This is a genomic window from Paracidovorax citrulli, assembly GCF_900100305.1.
Taxonomy (GTDB): domain Bacteria; phylum Pseudomonadota; class Gammaproteobacteria; order Burkholderiales; family Burkholderiaceae_C; genus Paracidovorax; species Paracidovorax citrulli.
Window position 1 is genome coordinate 36,019 of sequence record NZ_FNEY01000014.1, and the last position, 13,319, is coordinate 49,337.

General features: G+C 66.0%; 18 protein-coding genes. 17 read left to right on the forward strand and 1 reads right to left on the reverse strand.

Translation table 11 applies throughout. From position 1 onward, the window contains the following. Window positions 1-28: 28 nt before the first annotated feature. A complete protein-coding gene (locus BLR99_RS11305) occupies window positions 29-793 on the reverse strand; it encodes a DeoR/GlpR family DNA-binding transcription regulator (RefSeq protein ID WP_011793778.1) in 765 nt (254 codons plus the stop codon). Window positions 794-1,010: 217 nt separating this feature from the next. Here BLR99_RS11305 and BLR99_RS11310 point away from each other — a divergent pair, with 217 nt between their 5' ends. The 17 genes from BLR99_RS11310 to rplO all read left to right on the forward strand — a co-directional run bounded on the left by BLR99_RS11310 (window position 1,011) and on the right by rplO (window position 13,300). After that, entirely contained in the window at window positions 1,011-2,090 is a 1,080-nt protein-coding gene (locus BLR99_RS11310) for an ABC transporter ATP-binding protein (RefSeq protein WP_046060363.1), read from the forward strand. 1 nt (window position 2,091) lies between these two features. After that, window positions 2,092-3,165 carry an ABC transporter ATP-binding protein gene (locus BLR99_RS11315; RefSeq protein ID WP_017439144.1) on the forward strand — a complete coding sequence of 358 codons (1,074 nt, stop codon included), beginning with the start codon at window positions 2,092-2,094 and terminating at the stop codon, window positions 3,163-3,165. Next, window positions 3,162-4,058, forward strand: coding sequence for a carbohydrate ABC transporter permease (locus BLR99_RS11320; RefSeq protein ID WP_017439145.1), 897 nt, complete (start codon window positions 3,162-3,164; stop codon window positions 4,056-4,058). The genes BLR99_RS11315 and BLR99_RS11320 overlap by 4 nt, the downstream gene beginning before the upstream one ends. Next, entirely contained in the window at window positions 4,051-4,863 is an 813-nt protein-coding gene (locus BLR99_RS11325) for a carbohydrate ABC transporter permease (RefSeq protein ID WP_011793782.1), read from the forward strand. The genes BLR99_RS11320 and BLR99_RS11325 overlap by 8 nt, the downstream gene beginning before the upstream one ends. A gap of 291 nt (window positions 4,864-5,154) precedes the next feature. Then, on the forward strand, window positions 5,155-5,463 hold the full coding sequence (locus tag BLR99_RS11330; protein WP_011793783.1) for a DUF2160 domain-containing protein: 309 nt from the start codon (window positions 5,155-5,157) through the stop codon (window positions 5,461-5,463). Between the two features lie 87 nt (window positions 5,464-5,550). Next, a complete protein-coding gene (locus tag BLR99_RS11335) occupies window positions 5,551-7,284 on the forward strand; it encodes an ABC transporter substrate-binding protein (RefSeq protein WP_011793784.1) in 1,734 nt (577 codons plus the stop codon). A gap of 146 nt (window positions 7,285-7,430) precedes the next feature. Beyond that, a complete protein-coding gene (locus tag BLR99_RS11340; RefSeq protein ID WP_074687176.1) occupies window positions 7,431-9,023 on the forward strand; it encodes a glycerol-3-phosphate dehydrogenase/oxidase in 1,593 nt (530 codons plus the stop codon). 190 nt (window positions 9,024-9,213) lie between these two features. Beyond that, window positions 9,214-9,582, forward strand: coding sequence for a 50S ribosomal protein L14 (gene rplN, locus BLR99_RS11345; RefSeq protein WP_013593070.1), 369 nt, complete (start codon window positions 9,214-9,216; stop codon window positions 9,580-9,582). A 9-nt stretch (window positions 9,583-9,591) separates the two neighbouring features. After that, a complete protein-coding gene (rplX, locus tag BLR99_RS11350; RefSeq protein ID WP_011793787.1) occupies window positions 9,592-9,912 on the forward strand; it encodes a 50S ribosomal protein L24 in 321 nt (106 codons plus the stop codon). 9 nt (window positions 9,913-9,921) lie between these two features. After that, window positions 9,922-10,461, forward strand: a complete 540-nt coding sequence (rplE, locus tag BLR99_RS11355) for a 50S ribosomal protein L5 (RefSeq protein WP_011793788.1) — start codon at window positions 9,922-9,924, stop codon at window positions 10,459-10,461. A 9-nt stretch (window positions 10,462-10,470) separates the two neighbouring features. Beyond that, window positions 10,471-10,776 (forward strand): 30S ribosomal protein S14, encoded by a 306-nt coding sequence (rpsN, locus tag BLR99_RS11360; protein ID WP_011793789.1) that lies wholly within the window; start codon window positions 10,471-10,473, stop codon window positions 10,774-10,776. 20 nt (window positions 10,777-10,796) lie between these two features. Then, window positions 10,797-11,192: a 30S ribosomal protein S8 gene (rpsH, locus tag BLR99_RS11365; RefSeq protein WP_011793790.1), complete on the forward strand. Its 396-nt coding sequence runs from the start codon at window positions 10,797-10,799 to the stop codon at window positions 11,190-11,192. Window positions 11,193-11,215: 23 nt separating this feature from the next. Further along, on the forward strand, window positions 11,216-11,749 hold the full coding sequence (gene rplF, locus BLR99_RS11370) for a 50S ribosomal protein L6 (protein WP_074687178.1): 534 nt from the start codon (window positions 11,216-11,218) through the stop codon (window positions 11,747-11,749). 11 nt (window positions 11,750-11,760) lie between these two features. Then, window positions 11,761-12,126, forward strand: coding sequence for a 50S ribosomal protein L18 (gene rplR / locus BLR99_RS11375; RefSeq protein WP_011793792.1), 366 nt, complete (start codon window positions 11,761-11,763; stop codon window positions 12,124-12,126). A gap of 16 nt (window positions 12,127-12,142) precedes the next feature. Beyond that, a complete protein-coding gene (gene rpsE, locus BLR99_RS11380) occupies window positions 12,143-12,661 on the forward strand; it encodes a 30S ribosomal protein S5 (RefSeq protein WP_011793793.1) in 519 nt (172 codons plus the stop codon). A gap of 14 nt (window positions 12,662-12,675) precedes the next feature. Beyond that, entirely contained in the window at window positions 12,676-12,858 is a 183-nt protein-coding gene (gene rpmD / locus BLR99_RS11385) for a 50S ribosomal protein L30 (RefSeq protein ID WP_011793794.1), read from the forward strand. Between the two features lie 10 nt (window positions 12,859-12,868). Continuing rightward, a complete protein-coding gene (gene rplO / locus BLR99_RS11390; protein ID WP_011793795.1) occupies window positions 12,869-13,300 on the forward strand; it encodes a 50S ribosomal protein L15 in 432 nt (143 codons plus the stop codon). Window positions 13,301-13,319: the final 19 nt, after the last annotated feature.

Consider the following 13,319-nt stretch of genomic DNA (forward strand, 5'->3'; position numbering starts at 1 on the left):
GTTGAAATGGGAGGGGGAGATGGCGGGCTCACTCCGCCACGTCGAGTTCCACCCCGGCGTCGCGCAGCAGGGCAGGAAAGGGATCGGGGGGGCGCGCGTCCGTGAAGAGCCGGTCGATCTGCGCCAGGGTCGCCACCTGCACCATGGCGGGCCGGTCGAACTTGCTGTGGTCCGTGGCCAGCCACACCTCGCGGGCCTGGGCGATGATGGTCTGCGCCACTTTCACTTCCCGCAGGTCGAAGTCGCGCAGCGAGCCGTCCGGCTCGATGCCCGAGATGCCGATGAGCGCGATGTCCACCTTGAACTGGCGGATGAAGTCCACCGCCGCCTCGCCCACGATGCCGCGGTCCCGCGCACGCACCACGCCGCCCGCCACGATCACTTCGCAGTCCGGATTGCCCGCCAGGATCGCCGCCACGTTCAGGTTGTTCGTGATCACGCGCAGCCCCCGGTGGTGCAGCAGCGCCCGCGCGATCGCCTCGGTGGTGGTGCCGATGTTCAGGATCAGCGAGCAGTTGTGCGGCACTGCCTGGGCCACGGCCCGGGCGATGCGCGCCTTGCCTTCGGCATGCAGGGTTTCACGCTGGGTGTGGCCCAGGTTCTCCGTGGTGGAGCTGGGCACCCGCACGCCGCCGTGGAAGCGCAGCAGCAAACCGCTGTCGGCGAGCTTCTGGATGTCGCGGCGCACGGTCTGCAGGGTCACGCCCAGCGTATCCGCAAGCTGTTCGACCGTGGCCGTCTGGCGGGCGCGGACTTCTTCGAGAAGCAGGAGCTGTCGGGGATTGGTGTTCACGCGAGGGTAGGGTGGCCGTCCGTGGAAAAGGTTCGGAACGGCAGAGACCCGACTTTAAAACGAACGAAAAAGAAAAAACCAAGGGTAAACCTGGAGGCAAAGCGAATCCAAAAGAACAAAAATGAACGCAATCGAAACGTATGCGTCACTGGAGATGCGCGTTCCGGCAAAACGCGCAGGTACACCCTGCGGTTCAAAACGACAGGAAAGGTGCGGGATGCAGCTGGTACTCGAGCGCATCGGCAAACAGGTGGGTGCACAAACCTGGCTCCACGGCATGGACATGGCCCTGCAGCCGGGCGCCGTCACGGTGCTGCTGGGCGCCACCCAGGCGGGCAAGACCAGCCTCATGCGCATCATGGCCGGGCTGGATGCGCCCACCGAAGGGCGGGTGCGGGTGGACGGCAAGGACGTCACGGGCGTGCCCGTGCGCGAGCGCAATGTCGCCATGGTCTACCAGCAGTTCATCAACTACCCCTCGATGACCGTGGCCGACAACATCGCCTCGCCGCTCAAACTGCGGGGCGACAACAACGTGCAGGAGCGCGTGCGCGCCCTGGCCGAGCGGCTGCATATCGACATGTTCCTGAACCGCCATCCGTCGGAACTCTCCGGCGGGCAGCAGCAGCGCGTCGCCCTGGCGCGCGCGCTGGCCAAGGGCGCGCCGCTCATGCTGCTCGACGAGCCCCTGGTCAACCTCGACTACAAGCTGCGCGAAGAGCTGCGCGACGAACTCACCCAGCTCTTCGCCGCGGGCGACTCCACCGTCGTCTACGCCACCACCGAGCCCGGCGAGGCGCTGCTGCTCGGTGGCTACACCGCGGTGCTGCACGAGGGCGAACTGCTGCAGTACGGCCCGACCGCCGATGTGTTCCATGCTCCCGCGTCGCTGCGCGTGGCGCGCGCCTTCAGCGATCCGCCCATGAACCTGCTGCCGGCCGAAACCGTGGCGGGCGGCGTGCGCGTGGCCGGCCGCGACGTGTTCGCCCTGCCCGAGCCGCTGCCGGCCGGCGCGGCCTCCGGACTCACCGTCGGCGTGCGCGCGAGCGCCCTGCGGCTCACCGCGCGGCCGGGCGACGTGTCCGTGCCCGGCACCGTGGAATTGGCGGAAATCGCCGGCTCCGACACCTTCGTGCATGCCCACACGCCCTGGGGCGAACTGGTCGCCCAGTTCACCGGCGTGCACGATTTCGCCCTCGGCTCCGCCCTCACGCTGCACCTGCAGCCCGGCGATGCCTACGTCTTCGGCGCCGACGGCGCCTTGCTGCGCGCCCCGGCGCGCCGGGGAGGGCGCTGACATGGCCCGCATCCAGCTCGAACTCGCGCACTCGTACAAGCCGGACCCGCAGCAGGACAGCGATTACGCGCTGCTGCCGCTGTCCATGGAATTCCGCGACGGCGGCGCCTATGCGCTGCTCGGCCCCTCGGGCTGCGGCAAGACCACCATGCTCAACATCATGTCGGGCCTGCTCGTGCCCTCGCAGGGCCGCGTGCTGTTCGACGGCCGCGACGTCACCCGCGCGAGCCCGCAGGAGCGCAACATCGCCCAGGTGTTCCAGTTCCCGGTCATCTACGACACCATGACGGTGGCCGAGAACCTCGCCTTCCCGCTCAAGAACCGCAAGGTGCCAGAGGCGCAGATCCGCCAGCGCGTGGGCCAGATCGCCGAAATGCTGGAGATGAGCCACCAGCTCGACATGCGCGCCGCCGGCCTCTCCGCCGACCAGAAGCAGAAGATCTCCCTGGGCCGCGGACTCGTGCGCCCGGACGTCTCGGCCGTGCTGTTCGACGAGCCGCTCACGGTGATCGACCCCCACCTCAAGTGGCAGCTGCGGCGCAAGCTCAAGCAGATCCACCACGAACTCAAGCTCACCCTCATCTACGTCACCCACGACCAGGTCGAGGCGCTCACCTTCGCCGAAGAGGTGGTGGTGATGACGCGCGGCCGCGCCGTGCAGGTGGGCTCGGCCGACGCGCTCTTCGAGCGTCCCCAGCACGTCTTCGTCGGCCACTTCATCGGCTCGCCCGGCATGAACTTCCTGCCGGCGCAACTGGAGGGCGGCGGCCTGCGCATCGGCAACCAGGCCCTGCCGCGCCCCGCGCGCGAACTGCCCGACGGCCCGCTGCAGCTCGGCGTGCGCCCCGAATACCTCGCCGTGGTGCCCGAGGGCACGCCCGGCGCGCTGCCCTGCACGGTGGACAAGGTGCAGGACATCGGCACCTACCAGCTGCTCACCGCGCGCCTGGACGGCCAGCCGCTCAAGGCCCGCGTCGCGCCCGCCGAGCTGCTGCCCGCGCCCGGCGGCACCGTCTGGCTGCAGGTGCTGGGCGCCCACACCTGCTTCTACCGCAACGAGGAGCTGTTGGCATGAGCCAGACCACCAAGCCCGTGAACCAGAAGGCCTGGTTCCTCATCCTGCCCGTCATCCTCTGTGTGGCCTTCTCGGCCATCCTGCCGCTGATGACCGTGGTGAATTACTCGGTGCAGGACATCATCTCGCCCGAGCGCCGCGTGTTCGTCGGCACCGAATGGTTCGCGCAGGTCATGCGCGACGAGGAACTGCACGGCGCGCTGCTGCGCCAGCTCGGCTTCTCGCTGGCGGTGCTGGCGGTGGAGATCCCGCTCGGCATCTGCCTGGCGCTCTCCATGCCCGCGCAGGGCTGGAAGTCCTCCGCCGTGCTGGTCACCGTCGCCCTGTCGCTGCTCATCCCGTGGAACGTGGTCGGCACCATCTGGCAGATCTACGGACGCGCCGACATCGGCCTGCTCGGCGCCGCGCTGCAGTACGTGGGCATCGACTACAACTACACCGGCAATGCCACGCACGCCTGGCTCACCGTGCTCGCCATGGACGTCTGGCACTGGACGCCGCTGGTCGCGCTGCTGTGCTTCGCCGGCCTGCGCTCCATTCCCGACGCGTACTACCAGGCAGCGCGCATCGACGGCGCTAGCAAGTGGGCCGTGTTCCGCTACATCCAGCTGCCCAAGATGCGCGGCGTGCTCATGATCGCCGTGCTGCTTCGCTTCATGGACAGCTTCATGATCTACACCGAGCCCTTCGTGCTCACCGGCGGCGGCCCCGGCAACGCCACCACCTTCCTCAGCCAGTACCTCACGCAGAAGGCCGTCGGCCAGTTCGACCTCGGCCCGGCCGCCGCCTTCTCGCTGATCTACTTCCTCATCATCCTGCTGCTGTGCTTCATCCTCTACAACTGGATGCAGCGCGTGGGCACCGACACCGCCACGGAGGACGGCCATGCATGAGAACCGCTTCCGCAAGCGCACCCTGTTCCTGATCGCCTACCTCGTCTTCGCGCTCCTGCCCATCTACTGGATGGTGAACATGAGCTTCAAGACGAACTCCGAGATCCTCTCGACCTTCTCCTTCTGGCCCGAGCATTTCACCTGGGACAACTACCGGACCATCTTCACCGACGAGTCCTGGTATTCGGGCTACATCAACAGCCTGATCTACGTCGCCATCAACATGGTGATCTCGCTCACCGTGGCGCTGCCGGCGGCCTACGCGTTCTCGCGCTACCAGTTCCTGGGCGACAAGCACGTCTTCTTCTGGCTGCTCACCAACCGCATGACCCCGCCGGCCGTGTTCCTGCTGCCGTTCTTCCAGCTCTACACCACCGTGGGGCTGATGGACACGCACCTCGCCGTCGCGCTCGCCCACCTGCTGTTCAACGTGCCGCTCGCGGTCTGGATCCTGGAAGGCTTCATGAGCGGCATCCCGCGCGAGATCGACGAGACCGCCTACATCGACGGCTACAGCTTCCCGCGCTTCTTCCTCACCATCTTCCTGCCGCTCATCAAGGCCGGCGTGGGCGTGGCCGCGTTCTTCTGCTTCATGTTCAGCTGGGTGGAGCTGCTGCTGGCCCGCACGCTCACCAGCGTGAACGCCAAGCCCATCGTCGCCACCATGACGCGCACCGTCAGCGCCTCGGGCATGGACTGGGCCACGCTCGCCGCCGCCGGCGTGCTCACCATCGTGCCCGGCGCCATCGTGATCTGGTTCGTGCGGCACTACATCGCCAAAGGCTTCGCCATGGGGAGAGTATGAGACACCCCCCTGCGCGGCTTCGCCGCTCCGTGCTTCCGCCAGAGGCGGCTGCCCTTCGTGCACGTCCAAGCCTGCGCAGGCAGGCTCGGAGCCGCGGCACTCAGCCCCCGCTCTCGCCGCGCTGCGCGCAGCGGGCAGGGGGACGACGCTGGTGGCCCGGCGAAGCCGGTTCCACGGCGTCTGCTGGTGTGGCCTGCTCCGCGGCCATCGGACGGGTGAGGCCGCGCCGGTTGTCAGGGATACCTAGCTGCGTACCCGTGTCATTTCGAATTCTGCTGAAAGGCTCCAAACATGTTTGACTGGATGGCCTGGACCACGCCCGTGGCCGTGTTCTTCGTCTGCATCGTCCTCATGCTCGCGGGCATGACCGTGTGGGAAATCAAATCGCCCACGACGCTGCGCAAGGGCTTCCTGCCCATCGCCACCACGCGCGGCGACCGGCTCTTCATCGGCCTGCTCTCCGCGGCCTACGTCAACCTCGCCTACGTCGGCCTGTCGGGCCGCATCGCGGAATGGATGAAGCTGGAGCAGGAACCTTCGGTGTGGATCAGCTTCGTGGCATCCATGCTCTTGCTCGCACTCATCCTGCGCAAGGGCTGATTTTTCACGGCCGTGCGGCTCCCCGTTCCCCGGGGCCGGCGGCCGATCGCAATGGCAGCAGGGGACACACCTAACAAGGAGACAGTCATGAAGATGCGTTTGACCGCCCTGGCGTTCGCCGCCACGGCCCTGGTGATCGGGCAGGCCGCATGGGCGGGCGAGGCGGAGGCCAAGAAGTGGGTGGACAGCGAATTCCAGCCGTCCACGCTCAGCAAGGACCAGCAGATGGCCGAGATGAAGTGGTTCATCGAAGCCGCCAAGAAGCTGCAGGCCAAGGGCGTGAAGGAAATCTCGGTCGTCTCCGAAACCATCACCACGCACGAATACGAATCCAAGACCCTCGCCAAGGCGTTCTCGGAAATCACCGGCATCACCGTCAAGCACGACCTCATCCAGGAAGGCGACGTGGTCGAGAAGCTGCAGACCTCGATGCAGTCGGGCAAGTCCATCTACGACGGCTGGATCTCGGATTCCGACCTGATCGGCACGCACTACCGCTACGGCAAGATGATGAGCCTGACCGACTACATGGCGGGCGACGGCAAGGAATGGACCAACCCCGGGCTGGACCTGAAGGACTTCATCGGCATCAAGTTCACCACCGCGCCCGACGGCAAGCTCTACCAGCTGCCGGACCAGCAGTTCGCCAACCTCTACTGGTTCCGCGCCGACCTCTTCGCCCGCCAGGACCTGAAGGACAAGTTCAAGGCCAAGTACGGCTACGAGCTGGGCGTGCCGCAGAACTGGAGCGCCTACGAGGACATCGCCGAGTTCTTCAGCAACGACGTCAAGCAGATCGACGGCAAGCCCATCTACGGCCACATGGACTACGGCAAGAAGGACCCGTCGCTGGGCTGGCGCTTCACCGATGCCTGGCTCTCCATGGCCGGTGCGGCCGACGTCGGCACGCCCAACGGCCTGCCGATCGACGAATGGGGCATCCGGGTGGCGGACGACAAGTGCACCCCCGTGGGCGCATCGGTGTCGCGCGGCGGCGCCACCAACTCGCCGGCAGCGGTCTATGCGCTCACCAAGTACGTGGACTGGATGAAGAAGTACGCGCCCAAGGAAGCCCTGGGCATGACCTTCACCGAAGCCGGCCCCGTGCCGGCCCAGGGCCAGATCGCCCAGCAGATCTTCTGGTACACCGCGTTCACCGCCGACATGGTCAAGCCCGGCCTGCCCGTCGTGAACGCCGACGGCACGCCCAAGTGGCGCATGGCCCCCGGCCCCAACGGCCCCTACTGGAAGCAGGGCATGCAGAACGGCTACCAGGACGTGGGTTCGTGGTCGTTCTTCAAGGGCCACGACGCCAACAGGACGGCAGCGGCCTGGCTCTATGCCCAGTTCGTGACCGCCAAGACCACGTCGCTGAAGAAGACGCTGGTGGGCCTGACGCCGATCCGCGAAAGCGACATTCAGTCCAAGGCCATGACCGATGCGGCGCCCAAGCTGGGTGGCCTGGTCGAGTTCTACCGCAGCCCGGCGCGCGTGGCCTGGTCGCCCACCGGCACCAACGTGCCCGACTACCCCAAGCTGGCACAGCTCTGGTGGAAGAACGTGGCACAGGCCGTCACGGGCGAGAAGACGCCGCAGGGCGCCATGGACAACCTCGCCGAGGAAATGGACCAGGTGATGGCCCGCCTGCAGCGCGCCGGCATGGCCCACTGCGCGCCCAAGCTCAACCCCAAGGGCGATCCCGCCAAGTGGCTGAGCGACCAGCACGCCCCCTGGAAGAAGCTGGCCAACGAGAAGCCCAAGGGTGAAACCATCGCCTACGACAAGCTGCTGCAGGCCTGGAAGGACGGCAAGACCCGCTGACCGGCGGCGGCCCGCCGGGGCCGCTTCCGTTTTTCGGCACTCTCCCGCCCGGCCCGCTCGCGAGGCTGCGCGGGAGATCCGCTTTTGAAGGGGCATATCAGGGTTTACCCTGTGTATTGGCCCGGTTGAATGGACAATTCATCGCCATGACTCTCCCGAACACGCCCCTGCCCACCGACCGCGCCCGACTGCTGGCGCAGCTTGCCGAACCCCGCCAGTACGACCTGGCGGTCATCGGGGGCGGGGCGACGGGGCTGGGCGCGGCGCTCGACGCCGCGGCGCGCGGCTTCAGCGTCGTCCTGGTCGAGTCCCACGATTTCGCGAAGGGCACGTCCTCGCGCGCCACCAAGCTCGTGCACGGCGGTGTCCGCTACCTCGCGCAGGGCAACATCTCGCTCGTGCGCGAGGCACTGCACGAGCGCACCACGCTGCTCGGCAATGCGCCGCACCTGGCGCAGCCGCTGCCCTTCGTGATGCCGTCCTACCGTTTCTGGGAGACGCCCTTCTACGGCATGGGCCTCAAGGCCTACGACCTGCTGGCGGGCCGCGCCGGCCTGGGTACCACCGAATTCCTGGGCCGGGAGGGCACGCTGCGCCTTCTGCCCACCGTGCGCCGCGATGGCCTGCAGGGCGGCGTCAAGTATTGGGACGGCCAGTTCGACGACGCACGGCTCGCCCTGGCGCTCGCGCGCACCGCGGCGCTGCGCGGCGCGCTGCTCGTCAACTACTGCCCGGCGCGCGAGCTCATCCACGAGAACGGCAAGGTCGCGGGCCTGCGCTGCGAGGACGCCGAAACCGGCACCCCATACACCCTGCGGGCGCGCTGCGTCGTCAACGCCACGGGGGTCTGGGTGGACGGCCTGCGCAGCCAGGACGCCGAAGCCCTCGGCCGGCCCGCGCGGCCCATCGTCGCGCCCAGCCAGGGCGTGCACATCGTGGTGGACCGGGAGTTCCTTCCCTCCGACCACGCGATGATGGTGCCGAAGACGGCAGACGGCCGCGTCCTCTTCGCCGTGCCCTGGCTCGGCAAGGTCATCCTCGGCACCACCGACAGCCCCCGCCAGGATCTGGAGCGCGAGCCGCGCCCCTTCAAGGAAGAGGCCGCCTTCATCCTGAGCGAATCGGCGCGCTACCTCACCCGCGCGCCGTCGGCCGCGGACGTGCGCAGCATCTGGGTGGGCCTGCGCCCGCTGGTGCGCCCGCCCGACGACGAGGGGGGCAACACCAAGAGCATCAGCCGCGAGCACACCGTGCTGGCGAGCCCGAGCGGCCTGGTCACGGTGACCGGCGGCAAATGGACCACCTACCGCGCCATGGCGGAGGACGTGTTGCAGAAATGCTTCGATGCCGGCCTGCTGCCGGCCCGTGCCGGCGGGGCGACCCAGCGCCTGCCGGTGGTGGGCGCGCCGGACGGCCCGGTGCAGCACGGCATGGACGAGGCCCAGGGCCCGCATTCCTACGGCTCGGAGGCGGTCTTCCTGGACAATGTACCCGGCGCGCAACACTGGCTGGCGCCGGGCCTCTCCGAGGCCATGGTCCGCTTCGCCGCGCGCCACGAGTACGCGCGCACCGTCGAGGACATGCTCGCGCGCCGCAGCCGCATGCTCTTCCTCGACGCCGCACAGGCCCTGCGCCTGGCCCCGCAGGTGGCCGCCATCCTCGCCGAAGAGCTGAGCACCGACCCGGGCCTGGCCGCGTTCGAGGCGCTCGCCGCGCAGTACCACACGGTTCCTGCGTAACGGCTTGACACGCCCTTTCTTTTTTGAAAGAATCGAGGGCTTCGCGTTTCTCTACGCGGATTTCTGCCCAGCGGGAAGCGGTGCAAATGGTTTGCACCGCGGACGACGGGCCCAAGACTGACTGGCTGATAAGCAGCCCTGCGAGGTTTCCAGGGCTGTCGATCTTCTGGTGCAAGTTGGGAATATTCACATGATCCAGACAGAATCTCGGTTAGACGTTGCCGACAATACCGGCGCGAAGTCCGTCCTGTGCATCAAGGTGCTGGGCGGTTCCAAGCGTCGCTATGCCAGCGTGGGCGACATCATCAAGGTGAGCATCAAGGAAGCCGCTCCGCGTGGCCGCGTCAAGAAGGGCGAGGTTTACAGCGCAGTGGTGGTCCGCACCGCCAAGGGCATCCGTCGCGGCGACGGTTCGCTCGTCAAATTCGACGGCAACGCAGCAGTGTTGCTGAATGCAAAGCTGGAGCCCATCGGCACCCGCATCTTCGGCCCCGTGACGCGTGAACTGCGTACCGAGCGCTTCATGAAGATCGTGTCCCTGGCTCCCGAAGTTCTCTGAGGACGCGCCATGAACAAGATTCGCAAGGGCGACGAAGTGATCGTGCTCACCGGGCGCGACAAGGGCAAGCGCGGCACGGTGTCGCTGCGCAAGGATGACTCCTACCTGGTCATCGACGGCATCAACCTGGTCAAGAAGCACGTGAAGCCGAACCCCATGAAGGGTACGACCGGCGGCATCGTGGAAAAGGCCATGCCCATCCACCAGTCCAACGTGGCCATTTTCAACGCTGCCACGGGCAAGGCCGATCGCGTGGGCATCAAGGTGCAGGCGGATGGTTCGCGCGTTCGCGTGTTCAAGTCCAGCGGCGCTGAAATCAAGGCGGCCTAAGGAGTCAACATGGCACGACTGCAACAACACTACCGCGAAAAGATCGTTCCCGAACTCACCAAGCAGTTCGGCTACACCTCGCCGATGGAAGTCCCCCGCCTCACGAAGATCACCCTGAACATGGGTGTGAGCGAAGCGGTGTCCGACAAGAAGGTCATGGACAACGCCGTGGCCGATCTGACGAAGATCGCCGGCCAGAAGCCCGTCGTGACGAAGGCCAAGAAGGCCATCGCCGGCTTCAAGATCCGCGAAGGCCAGGCCATCGGCTGCATGGTCACGCTGCGCGGCGTCCAGATGTACGAATTCCTGGACCGTTTCGTGACCGTGGCACTGCCCCGCGTCCGTGACTTCCGCGGCATCTCCGGCCGTGCCTTCGACGGCCGCGGCAACTACAACATCGGCGTCAAAGAGCAGATCATCTTCCCCGAAATCGAGTACGACAAGGTGGATGCCCTGCGCGGCCTGAACATCAGCATCACCACGACGGCCAAGTCGGACGAAGAGGCCAAGGCCCTTCTCGCCGGTTTCCGTTTCCCCTTCAAGAACTAAAGGCAGCGTATGGCTAAAGTAGCTTTGATCCAGCGCGAACTGAAGCGCGAAAAACTGGCAGCCAAGTACGCAGCGAAGTATGCGGAACTGAAGGCCATCGCCAGCGACGCCAAGCGCAGCGACGAGGAGCGTGAAGCCGCCCGCCTCGGCCTGCAGAAGCTTCCCCGCAACGCCAACCCGACGCGCCAGCGCAACCGCTGCGAAATCACGGGCCGTCCCCGTGGCACGTTCCGTCAATTCGGTCTGGCACGCGCCAAGATCCGTGAACTGGCGTTTGCCGGTGACATCCCGGGTGTCACCAAGGCCAGCTGGTAAGCAGGCAGGAGAGAACCAACATGAGCATGAGTGATCCCATCGCCGACTTGCTGACCCGCATCCGCAATGCGCAAATGGTGTCCAAGGCCACCGTTTCCGTGCCTTCTTCCAAAGTGAAGATCGCCATCGCGCAGGTGCTGAAGGACGAGGGTTACATCGACGGCTTCGAAGTGAAGTCCGAAGGCAACAAGTCCGAACTCGAAATTTCCCTGAAGTACTACGCCGGCCGTCCGGTGATCGAGCGCATCGAGCGCGTGAGCCGTCCCGGCCTGCGCGTGTACAAGGGCCGCGACTCCATCCCCCAGGTCATGAACGGCCTGGGCGTTGCCATCGTCACCACGCCCAAGGGCGTGATGACGGATCGCAAGGCACGTGCCACCGGCGTCGGCGGCGAAGTGCTTTGCTACGTCGCTTAACGTGGCATTGAGGAGAAACTGAAATGTCCCGCGTAGGAAAAATGCCGGTGGCCATCCCCAATGGTGTGGATGTGACCATCACGGAAGAACAGATCAGCGTGAAGGGCTCGGGCGGTACGCTGTCCGTGGCGCAGAACCGCCTGGTCAAGACCGTCAACAAGGACGGCAAGCTCAGCTTCGAGCCTGCCGATGAATCCCGCGAAGCCAATGCCATGAGCGGCACCATCCGCCAGCTCGTGAACAACATGGTGGTGGGCGTCAGCAAGGGCTTCGAGAAGAAGCTGAACCTGATCGGCGTGGGCTACAAGGCCCAGGCTTCGGGTGCCAAGCTGAACCTCGCCGTCGGCTATTCGCACCCCGTGAACTTCGACATGCCCGCGGGCATCACCGTGGCCACGCCGACCCCGACGGAAATCGTGATCAAGGGTGCGGACCGCCAGCGCGTGGGCCAGCTCGCCGCCGAAATCCGTGCCGTTCGTCCTCCCGAGCCCTACAAGGGCAAGGGCATCCGGTACTCGGATGAGAAGGTCACGATCAAAGAGACCAAGAAGAAGTAAGGAGCTGCAGCATGTTGACCAAGAAAGAGCAGCGTCTTCGTCGTTCGCGCCAGACCCGCATCCGCATTGCACAGCAAGGCGTGGTCCGTCTGACGGTGAACCGCACGAACCTCCACATTTACGCCAGCGTCATCTCCGAAGACGGCAGCCGCGTGCTTGCCAGCGCATCCACGGCGGAAGCCGAAGTGCGCAAGGAACTGGGCGGCTCGGGCAAGGGTGGCAATGCCGCCGCGGCCCAGATGATCGGCAAGCGCATCGCTGAAAAGGCGAAGGCCGCCGGCATCGAGAAAGTCGCATTCGACCGCGCTGGATTCGCATATCACGGCCGCGTGAAGGCCCTCGCAGAAGCCGCGCGTGAAGCCGGCCTGCAGTTCTAAGCGGAGCGAGTAGAAAATGGCTAAGTTTCAACCCAAAGTGCAGACCGAAGGACAAGACGACGGGATGCGCGAGAAGATGATCGCGGTCAACCGCGTGACCAAAGTCGTGAAGGGCGGCCGTATCCTCGGCTTCGCTGCACTGACGGTGGTCGGCGACGGTGACGGCCGCGTGGGCATGGGCAAGGGCAAGTCCAAGGAAGTGCCTGCTGCCGTGCAAAAGGCGATGGAAGAATGCCGCCGCAACCTGGTGAAGGTTTCGCTCAAGAATGGCTCCATCCACCACTCGGTGAAGGGCCATCACGGCGCCGCTTCGGTCGAACTGCATCCGGCTCCCAAGGGTACCGGCATCATCGCCGGCGGCCCCATGCGTGCTGTGTTCGAAGTGGTGGGCATCACCGACATCGTGGCCAAGAGCCATGGTTCCTCGAACCCCTACAACATGGTCCGCGCCACGTTCGACGCGCTGGTGAACTCCACGACCCCCGCGGAAGTGGCTGCCAAGCGCGGCAAGTCGGTCGAAGACATCTTCGCCTGAACGGAGCTCTGCAAATGACTACGCAACAAACCGTCAAGATTCAACTGGTGCGCAGCCCCATCGGCACCAAGGAATCGCACCGCGCCACCGTTCGCGGCCTGGGCCTGCGCAAGCTGAACAGCGTCAGCGAGCTCAAGGACAGCCCCGAAGTGCGCGGCATGATCAACAAGATCAGCTATCTGGTCAAGGTCCTCTGAGAGGTTGATGATGGAACTCAATAGCATCAAGCCCGCAGAAGGCGCGAAGCATGCCAAGCGCCGTGTGGGCCGTGGCATCGGCTCCGGCCTGGGCAAGACCGCAGGCCGCGGTCACAAGGGCCAGAAGTCGCGTTCGGGTGGCTACCACAAGGTGGGCTTCGAAGGCGGCCAGATGCCCCTGCAGCGCCGTCTGCCCAAGCGCGGCTTCAAGTCGCACCTGCTGAAGTTCAACGCCGAAGTGACCCTGAGCACGCTCGAGCAGCTCGGCCTGGCCGAAGTGGACCTCGCAGCGCTCAAGAGCGCCGGCGTGGTGGGCCAGCTCGCCAAGGTGGTCAAGGTCATCAAGAGCGGTGAGCTCACCAAGGCCGTGAAGCTGAACGGCATCGGTGCCACGGCGGGTGCCAAGGCGGCCATCGAGGCGGCCGGCGGCAGCCTGGCCTGAACGGCACCCTGAAGAAGGA

Excerpts from the sequence above, each read along its gene's own strand:
- rpsH (WP_011793790.1), top strand. The coding sequence starts at position 10,797 with ATGAGCATGAGTGATCCCATCGCCGACTTGCTGACCCGCATCCGCAAT.
- rplR (WP_011793792.1), top strand. The coding sequence starts at position 11,761 with ATGTTGACCAAGAAAGAGCAGCGTCTTCGTCGTTCGCGCCAGACCCGC.
- BLR99_RS11335 (WP_011793784.1), top strand. The coding sequence starts at position 5,551 with ATGAAGATGCGTTTGACCGCCCTGGCGTTCGCCGCCACGGCCCTGGTG.
- rplF (WP_074687178.1), top strand. The coding sequence starts at position 11,216 with ATGTCCCGCGTAGGAAAAATGCCGGTGGCCATCCCCAATGGTGTGGAT.
- BLR99_RS11330 (WP_011793783.1), top strand. The coding sequence starts at position 5,155 with ATGTTTGACTGGATGGCCTGGACCACGCCCGTGGCCGTGTTCTTCGTC.
- rpmD (WP_011793794.1), top strand. The coding sequence starts at position 12,676 with ATGACTACGCAACAAACCGTCAAGATTCAACTGGTGCGCAGCCCCATC.
- BLR99_RS11315 (WP_017439144.1), top strand. The coding sequence starts at position 2,092 with ATGGCCCGCATCCAGCTCGAACTCGCGCACTCGTACAAGCCGGACCCG.
- BLR99_RS11340 (WP_074687176.1), top strand. The coding sequence starts at position 7,431 with ATGACTCTCCCGAACACGCCCCTGCCCACCGACCGCGCCCGACTGCTG.
- rplN (WP_013593070.1), top strand. The coding sequence starts at position 9,214 with ATGATCCAGACAGAATCTCGGTTAGACGTTGCCGACAATACCGGCGCG.
- BLR99_RS11310 (WP_046060363.1), top strand. The coding sequence starts at position 1,011 with ATGCAGCTGGTACTCGAGCGCATCGGCAAACAGGTGGGTGCACAAACC.
- BLR99_RS11325 (WP_011793782.1), top strand. The coding sequence starts at position 4,051 with ATGCATGAGAACCGCTTCCGCAAGCGCACCCTGTTCCTGATCGCCTAC.
- rplX (WP_011793787.1), top strand. The coding sequence starts at position 9,592 with ATGAACAAGATTCGCAAGGGCGACGAAGTGATCGTGCTCACCGGGCGC.
- rplE (WP_011793788.1), top strand. The coding sequence starts at position 9,922 with ATGGCACGACTGCAACAACACTACCGCGAAAAGATCGTTCCCGAACTC.
- rplO (WP_011793795.1), top strand. The coding sequence starts at position 12,869 with ATGGAACTCAATAGCATCAAGCCCGCAGAAGGCGCGAAGCATGCCAAG.
- rpsE (WP_011793793.1), top strand. The coding sequence starts at position 12,143 with ATGGCTAAGTTTCAACCCAAAGTGCAGACCGAAGGACAAGACGACGGG.
- BLR99_RS11320 (WP_017439145.1), top strand. The coding sequence starts at position 3,162 with ATGAGCCAGACCACCAAGCCCGTGAACCAGAAGGCCTGGTTCCTCATC.
- rpsN (WP_011793789.1), top strand. The coding sequence starts at position 10,471 with ATGGCTAAAGTAGCTTTGATCCAGCGCGAACTGAAGCGCGAAAAACTG.